The sequence below is a fragment of the Pseudomonas sp. UBA3149 genome (assembly GCF_002364655.1).
Taxonomy (GTDB): Bacteria; Pseudomonadota; Gammaproteobacteria; order Pseudomonadales; family Pseudomonadaceae; genus Chryseomonas; species Chryseomonas luteola.
Genome location: NZ_DEYV01000003.1, coordinates 26,841 through 49,258 on the forward strand (window position 1 = coordinate 26,841; position 22,418 = coordinate 49,258).

At 54.0% G+C, this 22,418-nt stretch carries 19 protein-coding genes; 7 read left to right on the plus strand and 12 right to left on the minus strand.

Going from position 1 to position 22,418, the window contains the following annotated elements:
- Positions 1–36 precede the first annotated feature (36 nt).
- Positions 37–1,197: an aspartate aminotransferase family protein gene (locus tag B3729_RS01115; RefSeq protein WP_409438653.1), complete on the plus strand. Its 1,161-nt coding sequence runs from the start codon at positions 37–39 to the stop codon at positions 1,195–1,197.
- A gap of 2 nt (positions 1,198–1,199) precedes the next feature.
- Positions 1,200–1,952, plus strand: coding sequence for an SDR family NAD(P)-dependent oxidoreductase (locus tag B3729_RS01120; RefSeq protein ID WP_286786805.1), 753 nt, complete (start codon positions 1,200–1,202; stop codon positions 1,950–1,952).
- 152 nt (positions 1,953–2,104) lie between these two features.
- Here the strand turns inward: B3729_RS01120 and B3729_RS01125 are convergent, their stop codons facing one another.
- Positions 2,105–3,301, minus strand: a complete 1,197-nt coding sequence (locus B3729_RS01125; protein WP_286786806.1) for an MFS transporter — start codon at positions 3,299–3,301, stop codon at positions 2,105–2,107.
- Positions 3,302–3,388: 87 nt separating this feature from the next.
- Between B3729_RS01125 and B3729_RS01130 the strand changes: the two genes are divergently transcribed.
- Together B3729_RS01130 and alaC are read left to right on the plus strand one after the other, a co-directional pair.
- Entirely contained in the window at positions 3,389–3,886 is a 498-nt protein-coding gene (locus B3729_RS01130; RefSeq protein ID WP_219653358.1) for a MarR family winged helix-turn-helix transcriptional regulator, read from the plus strand.
- A 134-nt stretch (positions 3,887–4,020) separates the two neighbouring features.
- The gene (alaC, locus tag B3729_RS01135) at positions 4,021–5,256 is read left to right on the plus strand and encodes an alanine transaminase (protein WP_286786807.1); all 1,236 of its coding nucleotides are present in this window, start codon (positions 4,021–4,023) and stop codon (positions 5,254–5,256) included.
- Between the two features lie 33 nt (positions 5,257–5,289).
- Here alaC and ddlA read toward each other — a convergent pair whose 3' ends face one another.
- The 5 genes from ddlA to B3729_RS01160 all read right to left on the minus strand — a co-directional run bounded on the left by ddlA (position 5,290) and on the right by B3729_RS01160 (position 11,928).
- Positions 5,290–6,384, minus strand: a complete 1,095-nt coding sequence (gene ddlA, locus B3729_RS01140) for a D-alanine--D-alanine ligase (RefSeq protein ID WP_286786808.1) — start codon at positions 6,382–6,384, stop codon at positions 5,290–5,292.
- Between the two features lie 135 nt (positions 6,385–6,519).
- Positions 6,520–6,711: a hypothetical protein gene (locus tag B3729_RS01145; RefSeq protein WP_010798621.1), complete on the minus strand. Its 192-nt coding sequence runs from the start codon at positions 6,709–6,711 to the stop codon at positions 6,520–6,522.
- A 373-nt stretch (positions 6,712–7,084) separates the two neighbouring features.
- Positions 7,085–8,854, minus strand: a complete 1,770-nt coding sequence (dld, locus tag B3729_RS01150) for a D-lactate dehydrogenase (RefSeq protein ID WP_286786809.1) — start codon at positions 8,852–8,854, stop codon at positions 7,085–7,087.
- 366 nt (positions 8,855–9,220) lie between these two features.
- On the minus strand, positions 9,221–11,023 hold the full coding sequence (locus B3729_RS01155; protein ID WP_286786810.1) for a glycoside hydrolase family 15 protein: 1,803 nt from the start codon (positions 11,021–11,023) through the stop codon (positions 9,221–9,223).
- Between the two features lie 11 nt (positions 11,024–11,034).
- On the minus strand, positions 11,035–11,928 hold the full coding sequence (locus B3729_RS01160) for an SDR family oxidoreductase (RefSeq protein WP_286786811.1): 894 nt from the start codon (positions 11,926–11,928) through the stop codon (positions 11,035–11,037).
- Between the two features lie 453 nt (positions 11,929–12,381).
- Between B3729_RS01160 and B3729_RS01165 the strand changes: the two genes are divergently transcribed.
- Positions 12,382–12,711: a DUF2809 domain-containing protein gene (locus B3729_RS01165; RefSeq protein WP_267888710.1), complete on the plus strand. Its 330-nt coding sequence runs from the start codon at positions 12,382–12,384 to the stop codon at positions 12,709–12,711.
- A 23-nt stretch (positions 12,712–12,734) separates the two neighbouring features.
- On the opposite strand, the gene B3729_RS01170 is transcribed toward B3729_RS01165, so the two are convergent.
- Positions 12,735–13,115 (minus strand): c-type cytochrome, encoded by a 381-nt coding sequence (locus tag B3729_RS01170; RefSeq protein WP_286786812.1) that lies wholly within the window; start codon positions 13,113–13,115, stop codon positions 12,735–12,737.
- A gap of 252 nt (positions 13,116–13,367) precedes the next feature.
- Here B3729_RS01170 and B3729_RS01175 point away from each other — a divergent pair, with 252 nt between their 5' ends.
- Positions 13,368–13,736 carry a hypothetical protein gene (locus tag B3729_RS01175; RefSeq protein WP_286786813.1) on the plus strand — a complete coding sequence of 123 codons (369 nt, stop codon included), beginning with the start codon at positions 13,368–13,370 and terminating at the stop codon, positions 13,734–13,736.
- 124 nt (positions 13,737–13,860) lie between these two features.
- Here B3729_RS01175 and B3729_RS01180 read toward each other — a convergent pair whose 3' ends face one another.
- The 5 genes from B3729_RS01180 to B3729_RS01200 all read right to left on the minus strand — a co-directional run bounded on the left by B3729_RS01180 (position 13,861) and on the right by B3729_RS01200 (position 20,847).
- Complete coding sequence (locus B3729_RS01180) at positions 13,861–15,060, minus strand: N-acetylmuramoyl-L-alanine amidase (RefSeq protein ID WP_286786814.1); 1,200 nt, start codon at positions 15,058–15,060, stop codon at positions 13,861–13,863.
- A gap of 829 nt (positions 15,061–15,889) precedes the next feature.
- Entirely contained in the window at positions 15,890–18,283 is a 2,394-nt protein-coding gene (locus B3729_RS01185) for a TonB-dependent siderophore receptor (RefSeq protein ID WP_286786815.1), read from the minus strand.
- A gap of 742 nt (positions 18,284–19,025) precedes the next feature.
- Positions 19,026–19,646 (minus strand): LysE family translocator, encoded by a 621-nt coding sequence (locus B3729_RS01190; RefSeq protein ID WP_074829297.1) that lies wholly within the window; start codon positions 19,644–19,646, stop codon positions 19,026–19,028.
- Between the two features lie 188 nt (positions 19,647–19,834).
- Positions 19,835–20,422 carry a glutathione S-transferase family protein gene (locus B3729_RS01195; RefSeq protein ID WP_219653397.1) on the minus strand — a complete coding sequence of 196 codons (588 nt, stop codon included), beginning with the start codon at positions 20,420–20,422 and terminating at the stop codon, positions 19,835–19,837.
- On the minus strand, positions 20,422–20,847 hold the full coding sequence (locus B3729_RS01200; protein WP_026003723.1) for a VOC family protein: 426 nt from the start codon (positions 20,845–20,847) through the stop codon (positions 20,422–20,424). The genes B3729_RS01195 and B3729_RS01200 overlap by 1 nt, the downstream gene beginning before the upstream one ends.
- Positions 20,848–20,961: 114 nt before the next feature.
- Here B3729_RS01200 and B3729_RS01205 point away from each other — a divergent pair, with 114 nt between their 5' ends.
- Entirely contained in the window at positions 20,962–21,870 is a 909-nt protein-coding gene (locus B3729_RS01205; RefSeq protein WP_286786816.1) for a LysR family transcriptional regulator, read from the plus strand.
- Positions 21,871–22,418 lie beyond the last annotated feature (548 nt).

The following is a 22,418-nucleotide window of genomic DNA, read 5'->3' on the forward strand; positions in this document are numbered from 1 at the left end:
CAGACGTCTGCGTTTACAGGCTCATCCCTGCCCTTGATGCAGACATATAGCCCGTTGACGGTCAGCTTTGTAAGGGGCAAGGGAACGCGAGTTTGGGATCAGCAAGGAATTGAATATCTAGATGCTGTTGCGGGTATTGCAGTAACCAATATCGGTCACTCCCACCCGCGGATTACCCAAGTCATTCAGGAGCAGGCCGACCTGCTGATGCACACCTCCAATCACTACAGCATTACCTGGCAGCACGAGTTGGCCGAGCGTCTGACACAACTTACGGGTATGCAGCGCGTGTTCTTTGGCAATTCGGGCTCGGAGGCCAACGAGGCCGCTTTTAAACTTGCCCGTCGGTATGCTCAGCATAAAGGCGTCCTAACACCCAAAGTGGTCGTGATGGAAAATGCATTTCATGGACGCTCGCTCGCCATGATATCCGCCAGCGACAGCCCTAGTGTCTGCAACGGCTTCGGGCCGTTGATCAACGACTTTGTCAGGATACCGTTTGGTGACTTGGACGCACTTGACGCCGTAACCCAACGGTACGGTGACCAGATTGTAGCATTGCTGGTTGAGCCCATTCAGGGAGAAGCCGGCGTGATAGCGCCACCCGTGGGTTACCTTACCGCGTTACGTACGCATTGCACGCGCAACGGCTGGTTGCTCATGCTGGATGAAATTCAGAGCGGCATGGGTCGTACAGGTGCCTGGTTCGCCTATCAACATGAAGGCATCCAACCCGACGTCGTTACAATCGCCAAGGCGCTTGCCAATGGCTTACCTATTGGCGCTTGCCTGGCAGCCGGCATTGCTGCCGATCTTTTCACACCAGGAAGCCATGGCAGTACCTTTGGTGGAAATCCGCTCGTATGTCGAGTGGGATGTGCGGTGCTGGATGTTATCAAGGAAGAAGGCTTGGTCCTGCATGCGGCACAACGGGGTACACAACTCAAGGACCGCCTCGAGAACCGCTTGAGCCACCTCCCACAGGTTCAGGCAATACGCGGCCATGGTCTCCTGCTGGGCATTCAGTTGAATAAGCCCTGCCGATCATTGATGCAACAGGCGCTTGACCGGCATCGCCTGCTAATCAATGTCACGCGGGAAAATACTATTCGCCTGTTACCGCCATTGATCATCAGCGAAGCGGAAGTCGACACGCTTGCGGACGCCATACACGATCTGGTTAGCCAGGAGTGGTAATCATGGATATCTGTCTTGATGACAAGACGGCGCTGGCCACGGGTGCAATCGCTGGCATAAGGGCTGGTATTACAAAGCTATTGGCTGTCGAGGGTGTCAACCTCGTTCTGCTTGCCAGGGATACGGAGCGGTTGCAGGCCGTTGCTTGTGAGGCGTCCATGCTGGGCGCCCCTACCGTAAAGCTTCTTACAGGGGACTTGGCTGACGAAGATGCGTTGCACAGTGTGCTTGAAGCGATCGAAGGCAGCGTCATTGATATTCTGGTCAATGCCGCAGGCGCCTCGCGTCCTGTCGCATTGATGGCAAGCGAAGAGGAGTGGCGCCAAGCCTTTCTGATCAATTTCATTGCAGCCCGGCGGCTGACCCATGCCGTACTTCCTGCTATGCAGAACAGACGTTGGGGTCGGATCATTTCAATCAGCGGGTCCATGGAGCCGCGCAGCCTGAACGCGGCGAGCGCAGCCAAGGGTGCCCTACATCTCTGGTCGAAGGGACTTTCCTGTGAGGTCGCGGTGCAAGGCATTACCGTCAACTGTATTGCACCGGGTCGAATCCATAGCAGGCAGGTCATGACCCAGCTGCACCCTTCTGCTGAAGCCAGGGCCGACTTCGTTCAGCGTCATATTCCGGCCGGTTATTTTGACCAGCCTGAAGACGTTGCTGCATTGGTCGCGTTTCTCGCCTCACCACTGGCACGCTACATCACCGGCGCGGTTATTCCGGTAGATGGCGGTATGCATTATTTTGCACACTGACATACGAACCCTATCTGGTTTATCTCCAGAGGGTCCAGAAAGGCTTCGCTGCCCTTGGCCACGCAGCCGCTCGACTCAAACCGGGATGCGAGTCAGCCACCCTAAATGGAAAGGCGATCGGTGCTGGACCAGACTGACCGCCAAGGTAGCACCTAGCGAGGCTGTAAACGCCAGCTATGAGACTCGAACTGAGCGGCAGGCTTAAAACGCATCACGATTGCTATCAGCACCACAATACCGAATGCCATCAGCAGCCATGCCTGGGAAAGATTGGTTGAGTGTTCTCGTATCAACCCCGCCAGGAAGGGCATACCGCTGGCAATGATGTAACCGCCCCCTTGTACGAACCCCATCAATGCGCCGGCGCCTTTGGCATCGCTGACGTGATCCATAGTCACGATCAGGGAGAGCGGAAACAGTGCGCCGATTCCGATACCGAGCAATACGGCAGCAGGAATAGCCATCGACAAAGGCGCGATCACGAGCCCTGCCAACCCCGCCAATATCAGCAGCAACATACCTAATAACGGAACACGCCGATCAGGAAAGCGGCCGATGAACATTGATACGGAAAGCCCTGCTGCTACTTCCGTTAGCGTCAGTGCGCCGAGCAGATAGCCGCTGTCAGCTGCAGACCACCCCAACTGAACATAGAACGGCGGGAGCCAGGCGAGTACCAATGTATACGCACCAGTACCGATACCAAAAGCCGCCATCAGCAACCAGGCTCTACCGGCACCTAACGGGAGCCGGACGGGCGCGGTGGCGGCCGGTGCAGTTTCATGTGAGGCAGTCTGCCTCCACGCCAGCGCACCCAGGACTGCAGGAACGGACCACAGGGCAAAAGTGATTTCCCAATTACCGGTGATCTGTGTCAGCGGCGACGCTGACGCTGCAGCAAGCGCGGCCCCACCCATGATACCGGTGGTGTAAAGGCCCATCAGCATACCTACACGGGTAGGAAAGTGACGTTTGATATAAGCGGGCAGTAGCGCCTGTACCAACGCGATACCCAGCCCTGCAAGCATGGCCGTCAAGACAAGCCCGGTTGCCGAAGGCAGCAGCCAGCGTAATACACCTGCAAACGCAATCGCCACTACGCCAGCCATAACCCCTTTATATTCCCCCAAAAGCACCTGAAGCCGTGAACCAAACAAGGCACCCACGCCCATTGCGAATACGGGCAATGTCGTCAGCAGACCTGCCGAAGCATTGGTAAGCCCAGTCGTATGCTGGATTTCATCGAGCAATGGTCCAATCGCAGCCAGGATGGGCCTTAGGTTAAGGCTGACCAGCATCAGGGCCAACACTACTGGCCAGGTTCTATAGGTGTGGTTCGAAGCAGTCATGCACAACTCCTTTTTGATTGTCTGGATTGACCTCTTTATAATTACCTTAATGCAAAGTATCTTAACGTCAAGATATTAGGATAAAATATGACTGATCGAGCTCTGCTTGCTGCTCAGCAGTGGAAAACCCAACGGCCGGATATAGACCCCTTCCCCATGCAGGTTCTGGGGAGATTTGGCGAGCTTGCCCAGCTGATTACGCGGGATTACATTAATCCCTTCTTTGCCCGCTATGAATTGCATCCGGGCGAGTTTGATGTATTGGCCACCCTGCGGCGCTCGGGAGCGCCATTTGCATTGACGCCAACGGCGCTTTATGAGGCGGCAATGATCTCTTCAGGTGGCATGACCAACCGCCTGGATCGTCTGGAGCGCGCCGAATTGATAGAACGGCGCAAACACCCCTCTGACCGCCGCGGTACACTGGTCGCCTTGACAGACAAAGGGCGAATGCTGATCGATGAGATGCTGGCGCCACATGTTGAAAACGAGCGCAAGGTATTGGCCGCACTGACCGCCGCAGAACAGCATCAACTCGATCAGCTCCTGGGCAAGCTGATCGCAGGCCTTTCGAAGGGTGTGTAATACAGAAGGTCATTAAATAAAAAGAAAACTGTCTATGCCGCTTCGCTGTTCTCTCGGCTACAGTCATGTCACGTCACATGCTGTGACCTGCGTCGCTCGGACGGTTCCGGGCGCTTACGTCTATCGAGGAAAACATGGCTGACTCCAACTCCATGCGTCGCTTCACGCGTATTGATCGTCTCCCCCCTTACGTTTTCAACATTACCGCTGAACTCAAGCTGGCCGCTCGCCGTCGTGGCGAGGACATCATCGACCTGAGCATGGGTAATCCGGACGGCGCCACACCGCCTCACATTGTGGAAAAGCTGTGCCAGGTTGCCCAGCGTGAAGACACTCACGGCTACTCCAGCTCTAAAGGCATCCCTCGCCTGCGCCGCGCCATCTCGCGCTGGTATCAGGATCGTTATTCAGTCGAAATTGATCCGGAGTCCGAAGCCATCGTCACGATTGGGTCAAAGGAAGGTCTCGCCCATCTTATGCTGGCAACCCTGGACGCTGGCGACACGGTACTGGTACCTAACCCCAGCTACCCGATCCATATTTATGGTGCTGTTATTGCCGGTGCCCAGGTACGCTCCGTACCGCTGGTACCGGGTATGGACTTTTTTGCCGAGCTTGAGCGGGCTATTCGCGAAAGTATTCCCAAGCCAAAGATGATGATCCTTGGGTTTCCATCCAATCCCACGGCTCAATGCGTTGAGCTTGAGTTTTTCGAACGCGTCATCGCCCTGGCCAAGCAACACAACGTTCTGGTCGTTCACGACCTCGCCTATGCCGACATCGTGTTCGACGGCTGGAAGGCACCGTCCATCATGCAAGTACCGAGTGCCAAGGACATCGCCGTCGAGTTCTTCACTCTGTCAAAAAGCTACAACATGGCCGGCTGGCGAATCGGCTTCATGGTAGGCAACCCCGAGTTGGTCAGTGCGCTGGCGCGTATCAAGAGTTATCACGATTACGGGACATTTACGCCATTACAGGTAGCTGCGATTGCGGCACTGGAAGGCGATCAGCAATGCGTACGTGATATTGCTGCGCAGTACCAACAACGTCGGGATGTATTGGTGAAAGGTCTGCATGAAGCGGGCTGGATGGTTGAGAACCCAAAGGCATCGATGTATGTCTGGGCCAAAATCCCTGAAGCCTATGCGCACCTGGGCTCGCTTGAATTTGCCAAGAAGCTGCTGGCGGATGCCAAGGTATCGGTCTCACCCGGGATTGGATTTGGAGACTACGGGGACGACCATGTCCGCTTCGCGTTGATCGAAAACCAGGACCGTATTCGTCAGGCCGTGCGGGGTATCAAGGCCATGTTCCGGGCCGACGGCATCCTTGCCAAACCCGCGGCTCAAAAGGCTGTAAGGCTGTAAGGCTAAGGCGGACTGCCTTAGCCTTCTTCTCGACTAACGTGAATGCTTAAGTGCACGCTCCTGGGCATGACGCTCCTGCGCCAGCTCAATCAGCCGGGTGATCAAATCCTGATAAGACAGCCCGCTAGCCTCCCAGAGCTTAGGATACATGCTGATATTAGTAAAGCCTGGGAGGGTATTGACCTCATTGATCAAGACCTCGCCACTGGCTGTCAGAAACACATCTACCCTTGCCAGTCCTGAACATCCCAGCACTTTGAATGCGTCCAACGCCAGTGAGCGTATGCGCTCGCTGATCGCAGATGGCAGATCCGCCGGGACATTGACCTCAGCCGCTGCATCATCGATATATTTGGTGTCGTATGAGTAGAAACCACTGTGCACAACGATTTCTCCGCACGCACTGGCGACCGGCTCCTCGTTTCCGAGAACTGCACACTCGATTTCACGGCCCTTGACGGCCTGCTCCACCAACACCTTGGTATCGTAGGCAAATGCCTGAGCCATCGCATCAAGGTATTCGGCTTCCGTTTCCGCCTTGCTGACACCTACGGACGAACCTTGATTGGCAGGTTTGACGAACACCGGCGTCCCCAACGCTGCGGTGACCTCACTGAATGAAGTGCGGGCAGCGGTCAGGCGGCTGAACGTCAGGAAAGGAGTAATCGGTAATCCCGCATCGCGCAGTAGCCGCTTGGTAACATCCTTATCCATGCAGACAGCAGACCCCAGCACGCCAGACCCCACGAAAGGCAGATCGGCCATGCGGAGAAGCCCTTGAAGAGAGCCGTCTTCGCCCAAGGGGCCATGCACAATCGGGAAAATGACATCAATTTGCCCCAGCGCCTGGGCAGAGGAGGTTTCAATCAGTTGCTGCTCACGCTGTCCTGGCACAAGGGCCAAGGCTCGATTGGACCGATTGAGTGCAATGAGCGCGGGGTTCTCAGCGTGAAGCAGATAATCGGACGCATCATTGAGATGCCATCGGCCTTCCTTGTCGATTCCGATAAGAATGACCTCGAATTTCGCCTTGTCGATGGCGTCGACAATATTTTTGGCGGATTGTAATGAAACCTCATGCTCCGAAGAGCGACCGCCAAAGATGACCCCTACTCGCGTCTTGCTCACGACCCTGCTCCTCAAGCGTTATACGCAGCCATAGGATACAGGGCAGAAGCGATTTGAAAATCGGGGCTATTGAATTATCAATTAGAAAACTGATTACGCGAACCAGAATCGCCCAGCCTGAATAAAACACAGTTGTCAGGCACTAACGCCCTGATGCTGCCATTCGGCTTCAAGCTGAGCCTCCAGCAAACTCAAGGTATTATAGGCTTCCGAGTAATCCAGAAAAGTTTTCTGGACGAGCAGGCGGGCCTGGTCTACCTTTATCTGGTACTGACGAATTTCCTTCTGCAGCTCTACGAGCCGTCTCGCCTTATCTCTTTCCGCCACGCCATCACCCTCCATGAGACCTGAAAAGAGGCGGGCTATTATGTGCCGCAGATCACATTACGAAAATACCGTCTATCTATCCTTTTAGACCGTTCAGCGGCTTTATCATTGACTAATATCAAAATGATATCTAGCGATATGGCTACGGTCTTTTACCTCTTCTAAGATAAAAACAGACATGCCAATCCTGGGTCTTTGTTCTTGATGATCGGAGACATACTGGTAAGCCGTCATGCTTCCTTCATCGCGCATTCATCATTTCTTAACATTCGATACGTAACATTTATATCGACCGCTTTAGTTTCCCCACGGTTACCCGTTCTAAGGCGGTCATTTATTCTCTTCGCCTGATTTAACTCAGCATCTAATTTCTTTACTCAATCACCCTTCCCGCCTGTATTCCCGGCTCTGCCCAATGGCTGCACTTGCTGGTGTGACCGATGCCTGGGTTGAAGCTATTGCATGGATCGAGCTTGCGGTAGAACGCTTTTAGGCCCGGCTTGGCATGGTAGAGATGGCCCACGTTGTGTTCTGCCGGATACTCTGCACCGCGCTGATCCAGTAAGTCCCACATGCGATGCTCAATCGCCAGACAGTCATTACCTTTCTTGACTATGTAATCCTGATGGAAAACATGGCAGAAGAAATGACCGTAGTACAGCTTATGGACAAGCTTGCCATCGAGGTCAGCGGGAAGCGTTTCGAACCACTCCCGGTCATTGCGTCTCAATGCAATGTCCAGCGCCACGATGTCTTCCACCTCCTTAGGGTGAACGTCCCGATAACGTATAGCTGCGCTGGCAGCGGCAAAGCGATGCAGGAACGCCTTGCGCCCCTCCTCAGCGGTACACCTGAAATAGGCACCACGGGCTTGACCGAAAAAGCTGTCCAGGTAACGCTGCGTCTCATCGATCAAAGGGCCCGCGACCTTGAGTATCAAATGATGCTCATACTGATCCCGATACGCTTTCATTCGCTTGGGCAGATGGCTTGGGAACAACCGGCTCAGTGCCTGCAGAACCCGGTCACCGAGGTGCGATGGTAGAAAGCTGAAACGGTTGAATACCTCATCGAAACGGCTCTTGAGCGAGAACAACTTGGGCAGCCGTTCGGTGCCCAGGCGGTCGATGATGAGAAAAGTGTCTTTGCCGTAGGCTTCTGCGACATCGAAGGCATCCCGATGCATGTACTCACCGGCAATGGGTAATTGCGGAAAGTTGGCGAGCATATGCCGCCGGATTTCCGTAAGATCGGCGGTATCGTTAGTGCCGATATAGAAAACCGCGGTATCTTTCTCGATGGGAAAGGTATCCAGCCGAACCGCAAAAACAGCCAGCTTTCCTGCGCTGCCAGAAGCCTCGTACAAGCGGCTCGTGTCGGCGTTGAAGCGCGCCGGGGTAGCGGCATCCACTTCCCGCACATGGCTGGTGTAACCCCTGTCAGAACCGGCCCCTGCGTCACGTTCGATATCGGCTTCACTGTACTGGTGATTATCCAGCCGCGTCAGGATTTCCTCCGGTGTACTGCCTAGCGCAACACCGAGGTGATTGACCAGATGAAGCTCACCGTGCTCATCCAGACGTGCATAAAGCGCCATCTGGGTATAAGCCGGGCCGCGCTGGATGAGCGAACCGCCTGAATTGTTACAGACACCACCCAGCACGGACGCACCGATGCAAGAGGAGCCAATCACCGAATGAGGCTCCCGGCCGTGAACTTTCAGCTCTCGCTCCAGCTGATCAAGGGTGGACCCAGGAAAACAGATCACCTGCTCTCCATTCATGATCAGCTGGATCTTCTTCATGCGCATGGTATTGATGAGCACAATGTCACGGTCGTAATCGTTGCCGTCGGGCGTTGATCCGCCTGTAAGCCCTGTATTGGCCGCCTGCATGATGATAATCGTATTGGCTTTCACACACGCCTTGACCACCTCCCACTGCTCCAGAAGCGAACCTGGCTGAACGACGGCAATCGCATCACCCGTACCAAAGCGATACCCGCTGCGAAATCGCTTTGTGCGAGAGGGGTCGGTCAATACGTGCTGAGGGCCGACCACCCCTTTCAAATGGTGAATAAGCGCCTCCCTGTCATGAGCAATGGCGTCGTCTACAGCAGGAGCGACGGACGATGACGCGTGCATAAGAACTCCAAAGGCAGTAGCTAAAGATTGGCTTCCTCCATGGTAGACCTGACTCCCCCGCGCTTCCACCCACTCGCGGCGAAGGTCTAATCCCGTGAGAAACTACCGTTATCCTTTCAGAGAAGAAGAAATAATCCGGTAATTGTCAGGCTTTGTGATTTGAAACCTTCGTCTTCAAGAAGACATTAATTACAGGTTTGAGCGGGTATAAGGCCGCTTGGGAAGAGAAGTATTAGAGTCGCTACAAAACCTGACTTTTAGTCAGGCCTGTGCAGGCAAACGCAGGCTTGATACCTATTAACTCTGTCCCAATCCTTAGCATCGTCTGTCTGCGCTCATTAGAGAGGTTTTGTTAACCGCTCTTATTCAGGACTCGGTCTTGGCAGGGTCATCAACGGCCAGAATGGCATGGATCATGGCAAGATGACTTAAACCTTGAGGGAAGTTGCCCAGTGCTTCGCCGGTCTGGGGGTCCATCATCTCGGTCATCAACCCCACCCCGTTGGTTGATACCTTCAGCACGTCCTCCATCAATGCCTTGGCGCGCTCGTTGTCACCCAGCACAGCATAAGCTTCAACCAGCCAGAACGAACAGGCCAGAAACGCGCCCTCTTCTTTCTCCGCACCGCTATAGCGATACACCAGCGGGCCGCGCGCCAGTTCACGATGGATTGCTTCACACGTGGTGATCAACCGCTGCTTGCTCTCAAAGCCGAAGCGAATAGCAAGCAAGAGGCCGGCGTCCAGCTTGTCAGTACCGGCATAGAAGGTATAAGCCTGCTTGGCCTCGGACCAGCAATGTTCATCAATCCAATTACGGATACGGTCACGCTCACGCTCCCAGCGCTTTTGCATCGTATCGGGAATGTGACCCTTTTCTGCCAACTTGACTGCTCGATCCAAGGCAAACCAGCAGCCTAACTTGGACATGGTGTAATGCTGCTCTTCTTCCAGCTCCCACATCCCGGCGTCCTTGCAATGCCATTGATCAGCGCAGAGATTGGCCAGCTCGACCAGCATTCCGGCGGTATTAAAATCCAGGATATGACCGCCCTCCACATACATGAGGATGGTTTCTAAAAGATCGCCATACATGCTCAGCTGGCATTGATAACTTGCTCGGTTGCCTACTCGAACAGGGCTGGACTTTCGATAGCCCGGCACATTGATCACCCGCTCTTCCGGCGCCTTGTCGCCCTCCAGAGTAAAGCAGGTGTGTAGACGGTGGCCGTGCCGGCGGATGACGTTCTGCAACCACGCCAGCGCAGCCTGTGCTTCTGCCATGGCACCAATGCGCAGAAATGCTTTGATGGTAAACACCGCATCTCGTACCCATGCATAGCGGTACTCGTAATTCTTGTCGCCTCCCAATCTTTCAGGCAGCCCACATGTAGGTGCCGCCACGATAGCGCCACTTGGCGAATACAAGAGAAGTTTTAGCGCGAGAGCCGAACGAATGACTGCTTCCTTGAACACCCCCTGGTATTGCAGACCTTCAGCCCATTCCCGCCACGCCATGTCACTGCGATCAATACGCTTGTCGACTTCCTCAAGTGTTGGCACAGCCAATGGCTCATTCTCGGCCGCCATCAGCGCCAATACGGTACGGTCCCCTTGTTTCAACGTAACGCGTGCACGCACCAGCCGGTCGGTACATTCATCAATCACCACCTCATCGCCGTAGCACAGCATGGCCATCAGACCATCGATATGCATCACTTCACCGTTCGGTGTCTGGCGAATCCACGGTGAGATGGTCTGGCCTCGCGTACCAGGCACTAACTCGATACTAAGCGTTACCTCACCCTGTACGCCCTCAATACGTCGCCCTAGCTCGGACCAGGGCAACCGGCCAGCAGATCCACTGTTAAGCGACTCGGTCAGGCGGACCTGACCCGAGTCGGTCTCAAACAACGTCTCCAGTACATTGCTGCTTTGCAGATAGGCACGTCGGGCTGTGTAAGGTTGGACAGGGGTAATCGAAAAATAACCACCGCTGGGCGCATCTAGCAGACGATCAAACAGAGGGGGTGAGTCCATATTGGGGGCACACCACCAATCGATGGAGCCGTCAGCCGCTACCAGGGCGACCGAGCGGCCATCACTTAACGCAGCATAATTTTCCAGGGGCGCGTACCCCTCAATGCGGTGCGTCTCGAACGTCTGCATGATGCGATCCGTCAGGCCATGCCGCCGGTTGCGCCGTATACTTCACCCGTCACATAGCTGGACTCCTGGGAAGCCAGAATAACGTAGATCGGAGCCAGCTCTGCCGGTTGGCCAGGCCGCTTGAAGACAGTCTCGCTGCCAAACGACGGAATCTTCTCTTGAGGCTGGCCGCCGCTGGGCTGAAGTGGAGTCCAGAAGGGTCCAGGTGCTACCGCATTGACGCGGATACCCTTGGAAATGACCTGTTTGGCCAACGCCTTGGTAAAGGCAGTGATCGCCGCTTTAGTAGGCGCGTAATCCAGTAGGGTTTCCGACGGTTGCACGGCCTGAATGGACGTGGTGTTGATAATAGCGGCACCGGCCGGCATATGCGGAATTGCCGCCTTGCATAGCCAGAACAGCGCATACACATTAGTCTTGTAAGTGGCGTCGAATTGATCAGTGGTCAAACTGGCGATGTCTTCAACGGCTGTCTGCTTACCTGCCACGTTGACTAGAATATCCAGTCCACCCAGTGCATCCTTGGCTTTGCCAATCAATTCATTGCAAAAGGCCTCGCTTTTCAGGTCGCCCGGAACGCAAACCGCTTTACGACCTTCCGCTTCGATCAGTTGTACAACTTCTTTCGCATCCGCCTCTTCTTCAGGCAAATAATTCAGCACGATGTCGGCCCCCTCGCGCGCATAAGCGATTGCCGTTGCTCGCCCGATACCCGAGTCCGCGCCGGTAATAAGCGCCTTGCGGCCCGCAAGACGTCCAAATCCCTTGTAACTGGTTTCACCGTGATCAGGGCGTGGCTGCATGTCCTGAGCGAGACCGGGCGGATTTTGAGGCTGCTTCGGAAATTCTGGCTGGGGATATTGGGTCAGGGGATTCTGCATGGTGTACTGGTTATCAGTAGGCATAAAATAGTCCTCTCGTCAGTGACGCCGCGATGAAAAGATGAAGGCGGCTTGGATAAAGACAGCGGACGTGTCCAAGTGCTGTCTAAAAATGGGAAAGCCTGACTGCGGAGATGGTTCCATCCGATTTTGGATCGAACTTAATGCATCAAGTGCTTGACGATCCTAAGGGGACGTAACGTGACGAGAGAGATATGAAATAAAAAGCGGTCTGAAGCTTTAAAATCGTCCCGCAAAAGATATTTAGAAAAATTCACCAGCCTTTAGCTGGCTCGTCCACAGGATAGGTTTGCTACAGCATATTCATACCAGTAATCGAGACTGCATAAAATTACTCTCAATTCATTACGCTCTTCTGCTGACTGCGCCCAAAGGAACCGTAACAGACTCCATCTTGGTCTAGCCCTTTGTGCTGTAATAGCGCTCGGGCTAACTTCTCGCCAGTTTCCTATCATCATCCCTGACGCTCTTGGAAAATACCCAGGCGATGCGCTTTGGGCGCTCATGATCCTTACAGGTCTGGCTTTGATCGCGCGCCGCGCCAATGCTGTATGCCTGGCGGTAACAGCGTTTGGTATTTCATGTGCCGTGGAGGCAACGCAGCTTTACCAGGCGCCCTGGATCAATGCGATTCGCCACCATCCGCTAGGCCATCTTGCCTTGGGCACTACGTTTTCCTGGATGGATATCGTTGCTTACGGTATCGGCATATTGGCGGGCGTTTTGATCGATGGCCTGGCCAGACTCACAGTAAAGGCTAGCCACTCACTCAAAGCAGACGCCTGATATGATTCTGGCGCAGCAAGCGCTTACTGTCCTTTATTCTGGAAGGTCGCAAGATAGGCAAGCAGGTCGGCAATCTGCTGCTCATTACTCATTCCCCAGAAACGCATCTTTGTGCCGGGTACGACCTTGTCCGGATCCCTTAAGTAGGCAGCGAGGGTTTCCTCATTCCAGACAATTCCTGACGCTTTCATGGCCTCAGAATAGTTGAAGTCTTCAGTAGCCCCTGCCTTGCGTCCGAAAATAGCGTTGAGTGCGGGGCCGAACGAGCCCCTGGCATAGGTCCCCACCTTATGACAGTTACCACACCAGGACGTAAAATACTTTTTCCCTGCCGTTGCGTCACCGGCACCATAAGCGACTCCGTGTACCAGCAAGGCCAACGTCATTAACACCCAGTTTCGCATGTCTTCTCCCGAATACTATTAGCGACGACTGACGATCATTATGCCTATGTAATACAGCCACGTTCATTGGTATGAAACGTAATGACCAATCATGGCCAGAAGTTAAGGCTTGCATTCTCCTACTTTGCCATAACGTCATCGCTCAGCTGGCAAGTGCTCCTGCTTGTCAGCACTTCAGGACCAATGGCTTTGCCAGCCTGTTGAAGGTGGTCTATAGGTTCCTTTCTCGGTCTTGTAACTGACTGAGCCTTAATGGACACTCAAGGAGGCGGCCTGAACGTGATAGACGTCGCCCAGGACGGTAACGGAAACGAGCTGACCGTCGACCAAAACACAATAGCCAGGACCCTCATTGGCCGATCTACCGGCACCAGCAATCTTGCAGACGTCAGCCAGGAAACATCCATTACCACCCTGTATTTCTCGCAGGAAGGAGACGCCAATCAGCTCACTGTCGATCAGGCCGGCATCAATAGCCAGGCACGTGTCGACCAGTTTGGTACTGCCAATGAAGTCTTTATTTCCCAACGCGGACCTACGGAGTTATTTACCGGGCCGGCTAATTCAGCAACGCTCATGCAGAGCGGAGCAGGTAACACCGCTACGCTTTATCAACAATGAGCGGTGTGGGTCCTGATAAAGCAATAAGCAGGGTGGCCTGTTCGGTATCGCTCCTTGCTCAGCGTTCTTGACTCTCGGGACCTGGTTGGACTGACTGGCTTATTTCCAGTCAGTCCACATCAACTCATGCCGTTGCGGCTGTCTTCTGATCTGCAAGGTAAGTCCCCACCGGTGGCCGCTGGCTGAAGTAGGTGTGTACCCCATGAAATATACGATCAGCGACTACTTGCTGGTGACGGGGATTGAGCAATCGTTTGCTGTCCTGAGCATTGCTCATGAACCCCGTTTCTACCAGAATCGACGGGATGTCAGGTGACTTGAGCACAGCAAAACCAGCTTGCTGGACCTGCTTCTGATGTATCTTCGCAACGGTACCCAGACTCGTTAGTACGCTGTGTCCCAGATCCAGGCTCGAAGCAATGGTAGTGCTCATGGACATGTCCAGAATAACGTTGGCGAGGTCTGGATCCTTGTCTTGCAGAGGCAGGCTATTGGTTCCAACAAGATCGGCATCGTTCTCCCGCTTCGCCATCCAGCGAGCCATAGCAGACGTCGCACCGCTGCTGGAAAGCGCAAAGACAGAAGCCCCACGGGCACGGCGATTGGGTGCTGCATCGGCATGGACCGAGATAAACATGTCGGCGTCATACTGGTGAGCGATGTCCACGCGCTTGCGCAGTGGAACGAAAATATCCTCGGTCCGTACCAGCTTGGCCTTGTAGCCTTTCTCCTTATTGATCCGCTTGGCTAGATTATGAGCAATCGCCAGGGCGACCTTTTTTTCATAGGCACCTTTAGCACTGATGCATCCAGGGTCCTTGCCACCATGACCAGCATCTACGACAACCACCAGATCACGGCCGGGACGCTTCTTGGCGCGAGCTGTCGATGCCGCATGCGCTACTTGTGTGGTTGCAGGCCCCATTGGGTGAAGGTCAAACACCAGTCGATCACCAAAGGAGCCGGACGGGCCAAGCACCAGGCTGTCGAGTTTTACTGGCTGCTTCAGTTCGAGGACGATACGGCTGCCTGTCGTACCATGGGCTCCACCCCGAATCGTTTTGATTGCTGAGCCGGTAACATCCAATTTTGAAACATTGGTGGCTAACGTCGTATTAGGTAAGTCGATGACCAATCGATGAGGTGAGTCGAGCGTGAACGTGCGATAGTGGCTCGGGCCATTGAGATCCAGTACTAGGCGAAAGCGACCAGCGGTACGTGATGCCCTTACGGAGCGGACCTCGCTTGAAGCGGCAAAGGCGTTGGGAAAGGCTGGCAGCGTCAGCCCTGCCAGGATGAAGTTTAGAAGGCGACGACGGTTCATAACTACAACACATTTCGGCGAAACAATTTGTAACCATATAACATATCGAACTAGCAGGCCAAGGTTACGGTGGGCATAATGCGCTATATTCCTGATTTATCGATCCTGTCACTTACTGGAAGGCCCACCTTCTACACTCACGTGGCAGCATCGAAACGCCAAGCGCTCTAGGGTGGGGTTGTTGTAGAGGAGTAGTTTGCCTAAAACATTCTGCCGAGCGTAACGTTCCGAATGGATAGTTATGTGCCCACAGTTAGATGTACGTATCTCTTAAGTTGAGACGTTAGCTAATCTCATCTTCATCAATCATACACTAGTGACCCTAAATAGCGACTAACCGAGAGGGATTCCAGCGGGGTCGTTTCTGATCTGGGCTGTAACACTGTGGAGTACCGCCCTACTCTGCTGATCTGCCTTGCGACAGTTATACGTTACCAACGCAACGATTAGGTGGATGGCAAGGTACTTTTAAATGACTTTTCTCGGCCCAGCGCCTAACGGTCAGAGACGCTCTATTTGCGATACAGAATTGCCGTACCGTTATTTCATTGGAATAACGGCACGGCAAGCGACTGATCTTCAGTCCAGAACCGCGCTATGCATCCCTTATGGAGGCATGCTGAAAACCGTCGCTTAGCGCGCGGCTCGTCACTACATCAACGCAAGGCCGAGACTTGCCATAGCGCTGCACCCATGGAGCTGACAAACCAGACGCGCTTAGTCACCGCCTGGTTTGTTCGTTATCGATATCACCTAATCGGCCTATCAATCCAAAGAACGCTAAACAGTCCTATGGGCTGGAAACTCTTTTCCAGCCCATAGAGACGCGTTACAAGCTCCACCTTAAACTGAACATGACGTTACGCGGGTCACCATAGACACCTGTACCGCTGGAGTTAGGTATGCCTTGCCAGTACTTTTCGTCGAACACATTGTTCAGGTTTACCTGTCCATCCCAGTGCTCATTGAACTGGTAGCCCGCCATAAGCCCGACAACGGCATATGAATCCTGAACGGCGTGACCGGTCCCAACACGGTTATAGGTTTTGCTCTGGGCAAGCACATCTGCACCAATGCGCCAGTCGCTCAGCGCTCCGGTCAAGCGATAAGTAGTAGCAGCTTTGAACAAGTGCTTGGGTTGCTCAGGGGCAAACAAGGTACCCTTATTATAGGTTTGATCTTTCACGTATTGACTGAGCACCAAGGTGTAGGAGGCCGAGATGTCCCAGTTGGGCGTCAAGGCACCTGACAGCTCGGTATCGATACCACGACTGCGCACCTCCCCTGCCGCTTCATAGCAGGTGCGGTTCTGGTTTCGGCAAAGCGTGGGCTGATCTGGCACTGCGTAGGCCCGGTTCTGCTGGGTCATATCGAACACCGCGATAGAGGCATTCAGATTACCGTCCAGGTACTCGCCCTTCAGGCCGATCTCGTAGCTTTCCCCCGTCATCGGCTCAAGCGTGGATCCACCCAAGTCCTGCTCGGTCTGCGGCTTGAAAATCTCGGTGTAGCTGGCATAGACCGAGTAGGTGTCATTCAAGTCATAGATGACCCCCGCATAGGGCGTCACCTCTCGGGTTACCGTGTAATCCCCGGTATCGCTCGCACGGTTATCGTAGTCGTACCATGTCACGCGACTACCCAGGATAACGTGCAGCGGATCAATGGGATTAAACCGGGCAACACCGTAAACAGCTTTTTCCGTTGCCGTATTCTTGCTCGAATAGGGAAGCCGGTTGCTCAGGCTGGGCTTGGCAATGACACCGGGATCAAAGTTGTAGATATCAACCGGCGTTGCTGTCGGCCAGTACCCTCCTTTTTGATCAAACCGCTCTTGCCGGCGGCTGGCGCCCAATGCCAGTTCATGCTCGCGTCCAAACAACGTGAACGGGCCAGATACGGTTGCGTCCAGGTTAGTCTGTACGTCCTTGCTGTGGTATTGACCGGAAGACTGCGTATAGGCATTACCCACCGGGGGATTAATGTAACTGGAGAAGGTATTCGATTCCGCCCAGATTCGAGCAGCTGCCAGCCTGGCACTCCAACCGTTGTCGAAACGGTGGGTGACATCGGTGAAGGCGGTAATGTTATCCCGATCCCAATATGCCCAGTCGTTACTAAGAAATGTCGACCGCGAAAGGTGCAGGTTTTCTCCATTGGGGCCAGCGGGCAGACTTCCCCAGTCCGATACGGCATCGTCTCGCTGTTTAGAGGCTCCCAGAGTCCAGGTGGTGGCGTCGCTGAGATCGGCTTCGAGGATGCCATAAAAGGTCTGACGCTGCTTTTCCCGCTCATCAACGAAGCTGCCGTTGTCTTCGTAGGCTGCAACCACGCGGCCACGCAACGTACCGCTTTCGTTCAGCTTGTTGGATGCGTCCAGCTGGGTACGATAACGGTCCCAGCTGCCAGCGCTGGTGGTGATACTGACTTGCGGAGTAGCGGTGGGACGCTTGCGCACCAGATTCAGTGTCGCTGAAGGGCTGCCAGCGCCAGTCATCAGGCCTGTAGCACCGCGCACGACTTCCACGCGGTCATAGATGGCAAGATCAGCGCCGCTGATGGTATCGAGCGTAAACGTGCTAATACTGGTGGGCAAGCCATCGTACATCAGGTTGTCGATGGTGAATCCACGCGCGAGAAACTGCTGGCGGTCTCCACCGAGTTTACGCAGTTGTATGCCAGGTGCGTATTTGACGATGTCATTGAGTTCATTAAGGGCCTGGTCGTCGATACGCTGGCGCGTCATTACACTTACCGATTGAGGCGTCTCGCGTATCGACAGAGGCAACTTGGTAGACGTACTCATGCTACCTGTCGTGTAGGAGCCGGACCCTTCTGTTGCAGCTATATCGCTGGTAATACTGCCTGAGCCCTCTGCTACTACCTGAGTGATACCCAGCTGCGCCACTTCCTCACCCGCAACCGATCCTGCCTTGGCGATAGTCAGCACGTTACCCTGAACACTGCCTACCAGATCACTCCCGGCCAACAGCGCCTGTAGTGCCACTGCCGGCTCCATCTGGCCCCGTACGGCAGGCGCTGTCTTGCCGGCCACTGCTGCCGAAGTATAGGAAACCTGAAGACCACTGGCCTGGCCCAGTTGTCTCAACGCATTTGCCAAGGGCTGGGACGCAAGATCAACTGTGATCGGGGCGGCAAGTACTGTACCGGTAGTCAACAGCGAAACGGTGAACACCAACGGCCGCAGGGGAAACGCTTTCATTATTCAGAAGTCCTTGAAAAGTGCGAGCACCGCTATACCAGGCCGAACGATGTCGAACTGGGACGTTTTGTACATATGAAAAACGGCGTACAGGCAAAACTGGCAAGATGCTATAAAAGTGACCTATCAATGTAAATGATAAATATTAACAATTAATAATCAATTACAGACATATGACGGATGCCATGGTGACTTCATGTTGTCCATGTAGTTGAAAAACGCTTGAAAAATCGCTAATCGACATTGGATCAACGTCATGATGACCAATGCAAAACGGCATGAATGCGTATGGATTGAAGTAACGGAAGGATTATTCTGGCCGCAGGCGGGCGAGTTGCCGGTTATATCTGCTGGTGCGAGATCGGCTTGTGACTCCAATCAGATAATGGAACGGCAGTTGGACCTTAACGATGCCACAACAAAGCCGGTTTGAGATAAATGCCAAGCGCCTGTCGACGCAACGCCTGACCTTGTCTTTGTTTCGCTCGTTGTCTCTGCCCTGACAATTATGGAATGTTGGCAGGTATGGACAGGCTACAACAAAGCGCTTGAGCAAGCCGAAGCCAATACATTCAACCTAACTCGCTCGATTGCGCAGCATGCAGAAACAGTATCAAAGAAGTCGATACCTTGATCATAGGTGCCTCTGCTTTGTTTCAGTAGCTTAGAACACAATAGACGAGATCTAGCCTCAAGAAAGGCTACCTAGTAAGCCGCTCTGCATCGCTAAAATTAGAGACTTTCAGCGCTTGCTGAGCGCCAGGCGGGCGGCAAAGAGGAGGAAAACGCCCCCAGTGAGTCGGTCCATCCACTGGATCACTTTTTCACGACGTAAAATCTGGGCCAATGGGCGAGTCGCACCGATCAACGCCATAGACCAGATGAATCCAATCGCTACGTGAATGCTTACCAGGCCAAAGGTCCAGAGGATCAAGGAGTGTCCCTGAGGAATGAATTGAGGCAGGAAGGAGACATAGAAAATTCCAACTTTGGGATTCAATACGTTGCCCAGCATTCCTTTGAGAAACCAGTTCGTGTTCTGTACGCGGGTAGTGTCGTTGGCGACCATTGAGTTGCGGGGCCGCACCATCATGTTCAAGCCCAGCCAGCACAGGTAGGCAGCGCCACAATACTTGAGCACATCATAAGCCAGCTCGGATACGGCAATTAAAGCCCCAAGGCCAAAGGCAACGGCGGCGCCCCAGATCAAACACCCCGCATTGATGCCCAGTGCCGCCCGGATGGCCTGCGCTCTTCCCTCAACAGCCGCTGTGCGCAACACCAGGGCAGTATCAAGCCCTGGCGTTAATGTAAGTAAGGTAGCAGCCAAGGTAAACGCAACGACGTTATCAATGATGGGCATGGCTCAAAGAACGGTAGAGATGAAAACCAAACCTTAGCGCGTTTTAGCGTAACCCGACCATACCGCACGTGGAGTAATTCCTTTCCGGGAGCGCAACACTCTGTCATTACGGTGTGTAGCGCCCCTGCCTGACTAACCGATCCTCAAAGGCAAACTCCTGCCTCATAGGTGCCACGCCCATAGATTGATCAAGGCTTTTGCAAATAGCCGGGCAGCGCTTCCAGCCGCCTCATCCACCGTGCGACATGATTATAAGGTTCTAGATCCACATCGCCTTCTGGCGCCAGCACGACGTAAGGATAGACCGCGCAATCTGCGATGGTTGGGCGGCCCATTGCAAGCCAGTCGTTGTGTTCCAGATGCTTGTCGAGTAGCGAGAGCGTTACCACCGCTTTCTCAAGCGCCTGCGATTTATCCAGGTCGTAGCCAAATTTCTGCACCAGCCGTGCAGCACATACGCTGTGCTGCACTTCATTGGCAGCAAACGAGAGCCACTGAACGATCTCGGCTTGGCCTTGCGGATGCGCTGGCCACCATGCCAAACCACCATATACACCCGCCAGATAGACCAGAATGGCCTGCGAGTCTCTGACGACCTGCTTGCCGTCTTCCAGGATAGGTAACTGGCCCAACGGATTCAGCTCCGACAGCGGCGGCTGCTTGTGTGCTCCGCTCAGAAAATCCACTGGCACACGTTCAAGCTCGATATTGGCCAATGACGCAAAAAGCCTCACCTTGTAGCAGTTTCCGGAAGCCTCCAGATCATACAGTTTCATCATGCATCCCCTTCAACAAGCTGATTGAACTCGAGAACGTTGCCATCGGGATCGCGGATAAACAGCGCGACGCGTCTAGGACCAATAGGATGCGGCCCTTCCGTAATCATGATCCCCTGCTCGTTCAACCACCTCTGGAGTGCCTCAAGGTCATCTACGATAAAGGCAGGATGAGTCATACCCGGCAGCTTTATCGGTTCATCCAGTAAAACATTGTGAGCATGGGGTATACGGGTCCCGTTAAAGATCAGGTTTATACGAACCCCATCAGGGCTGAGCATCTCATTGGCCTCATACCGAGGAAAATGTGCGCTCTCCATAAATCCGAGGGCCTGATAAAACGATATCGCTCGGTTTTTATCACTGACACGAATCCCGATGTGGTCGTATGAGAGAATGCGAGCAGGACTTGGTTGCTGGTTCATAGGTTGCACCTCCGGTTGACATCAGGCGTTCTAGTTTCTGCTGATCCATCCGTTTCACCTATGCCGTGAACCTGAGAAGACTTATGCAGTAATTGCACAGATAAAGGCGCAGCAATGGACAAGCTCAAGGCGATGGCCAATTTCATTCGGATAGTGGAAAACGGCAGCCTGAGTTCAGCGGCAGAGGCAACCGGCCAGTCGGTGGCGTCGCTTGTACGCTCACTAGCGGCCCTGGAGCGTCATCTGGGGGTTCGGCTATTGAACCGCAGTACGCGCCGTATGGCCCTTACTGTCGAGGGTGAGGAGTATCTTGCCTGGAGTCAGCGGATGCTGGCTGATGTCGACGACATGGAGCAGCGCCTGGAAGCTCGCGATGGCGTAGTTAGAGGTGTGCTCCGGCTAACGGCGCCTGTCGAATTCGGACAACGCTACGTTGCACCTGTCCTAAACGACTTTCTTAAGGAGCATGAAGAGGCAAGCGCCGAACTGACGTTAAGCGACGAGATCCTCCCGCTGCTGGATGAGCGCCTCGATCTTGCCCTGCGGATCGGCCACCTTCGTGACTCGACCATGATCGCACGAAGAATAGGAGGTACCCGCCTCGTTACCTGTGCCAGCTCTGATTACCTTCGCGCCTCACCTGTCATTGATAACCCAGGCTCATTGCGTGAACATGCTTGCATCCTGTTGTCATCACAAGGCCGGCACTGGTACTACCGGCACAACGGAAAGGAGCTGGCCGAATCCATCACACCTCGGCTGGTCTGCAACCAGGTTAGAGCAGCCACCCTCGCCTGCCTGCAAGGCTTGGGCATCACAAGGCTGATGCATTATCAGGTTGCCGATGAGCTTGCTGAGGGTCGTTTGATCAGAGTCCTCGAATCGTTCGAACCTGCGGACCTGCCCATTCATCTGGTCTATCCGCACGCGCTGCAGCTTTCGCCCCGTGTGCGCGCCTTCGTGGACTGGGCTTGCCCGCAGCTGGAAAAACGTACACCTGACCCGCGGGTACGCCGCCTGTAAAAACCAGGCGGCCTCAGGTTTTCACACTTTCAAACACGCAGAATCAGAGGCATAACATAACGCTACCCGCTCAAGCGATACGCCTTGTTGTCCATACACTATTGAGTTTGGAGCTCGGCCTTGCAAAAAGGACAGAGCCAGGCAAGCGAGTCGCTCTCCGGATGAAGCGAATAAATACAAGCCCGGAGCTCACCGCACTCTTCGCACTCGACACGACGGTTCAGTTGGTCATCGTCATCATCAGGCATGCCAGACATAAGAACATCCATTTAATATGAGTCGGTTGTTACTAGAGGCAGACAGCATGGAATTCAGGACGGCCTCATGTCCTGAAGGCTTTTCTAGAGCCAATCAAGCCAGCCGACACTAGTAAAAAGGTAAAACGCGTAAAAGGGAATAGCCGTTTGCCACCTTGATACTGCGCTTATCAAGCCAAGCCGTCTATTACCAAGAGGTATTAAAGAAGGTATAAGGCGGGGCTCAAGGCTGCGAAGATTGAAACGCTGTGCTAGCTACCAGTGGCCATCCATCCCGCAAATGGTTTTCAT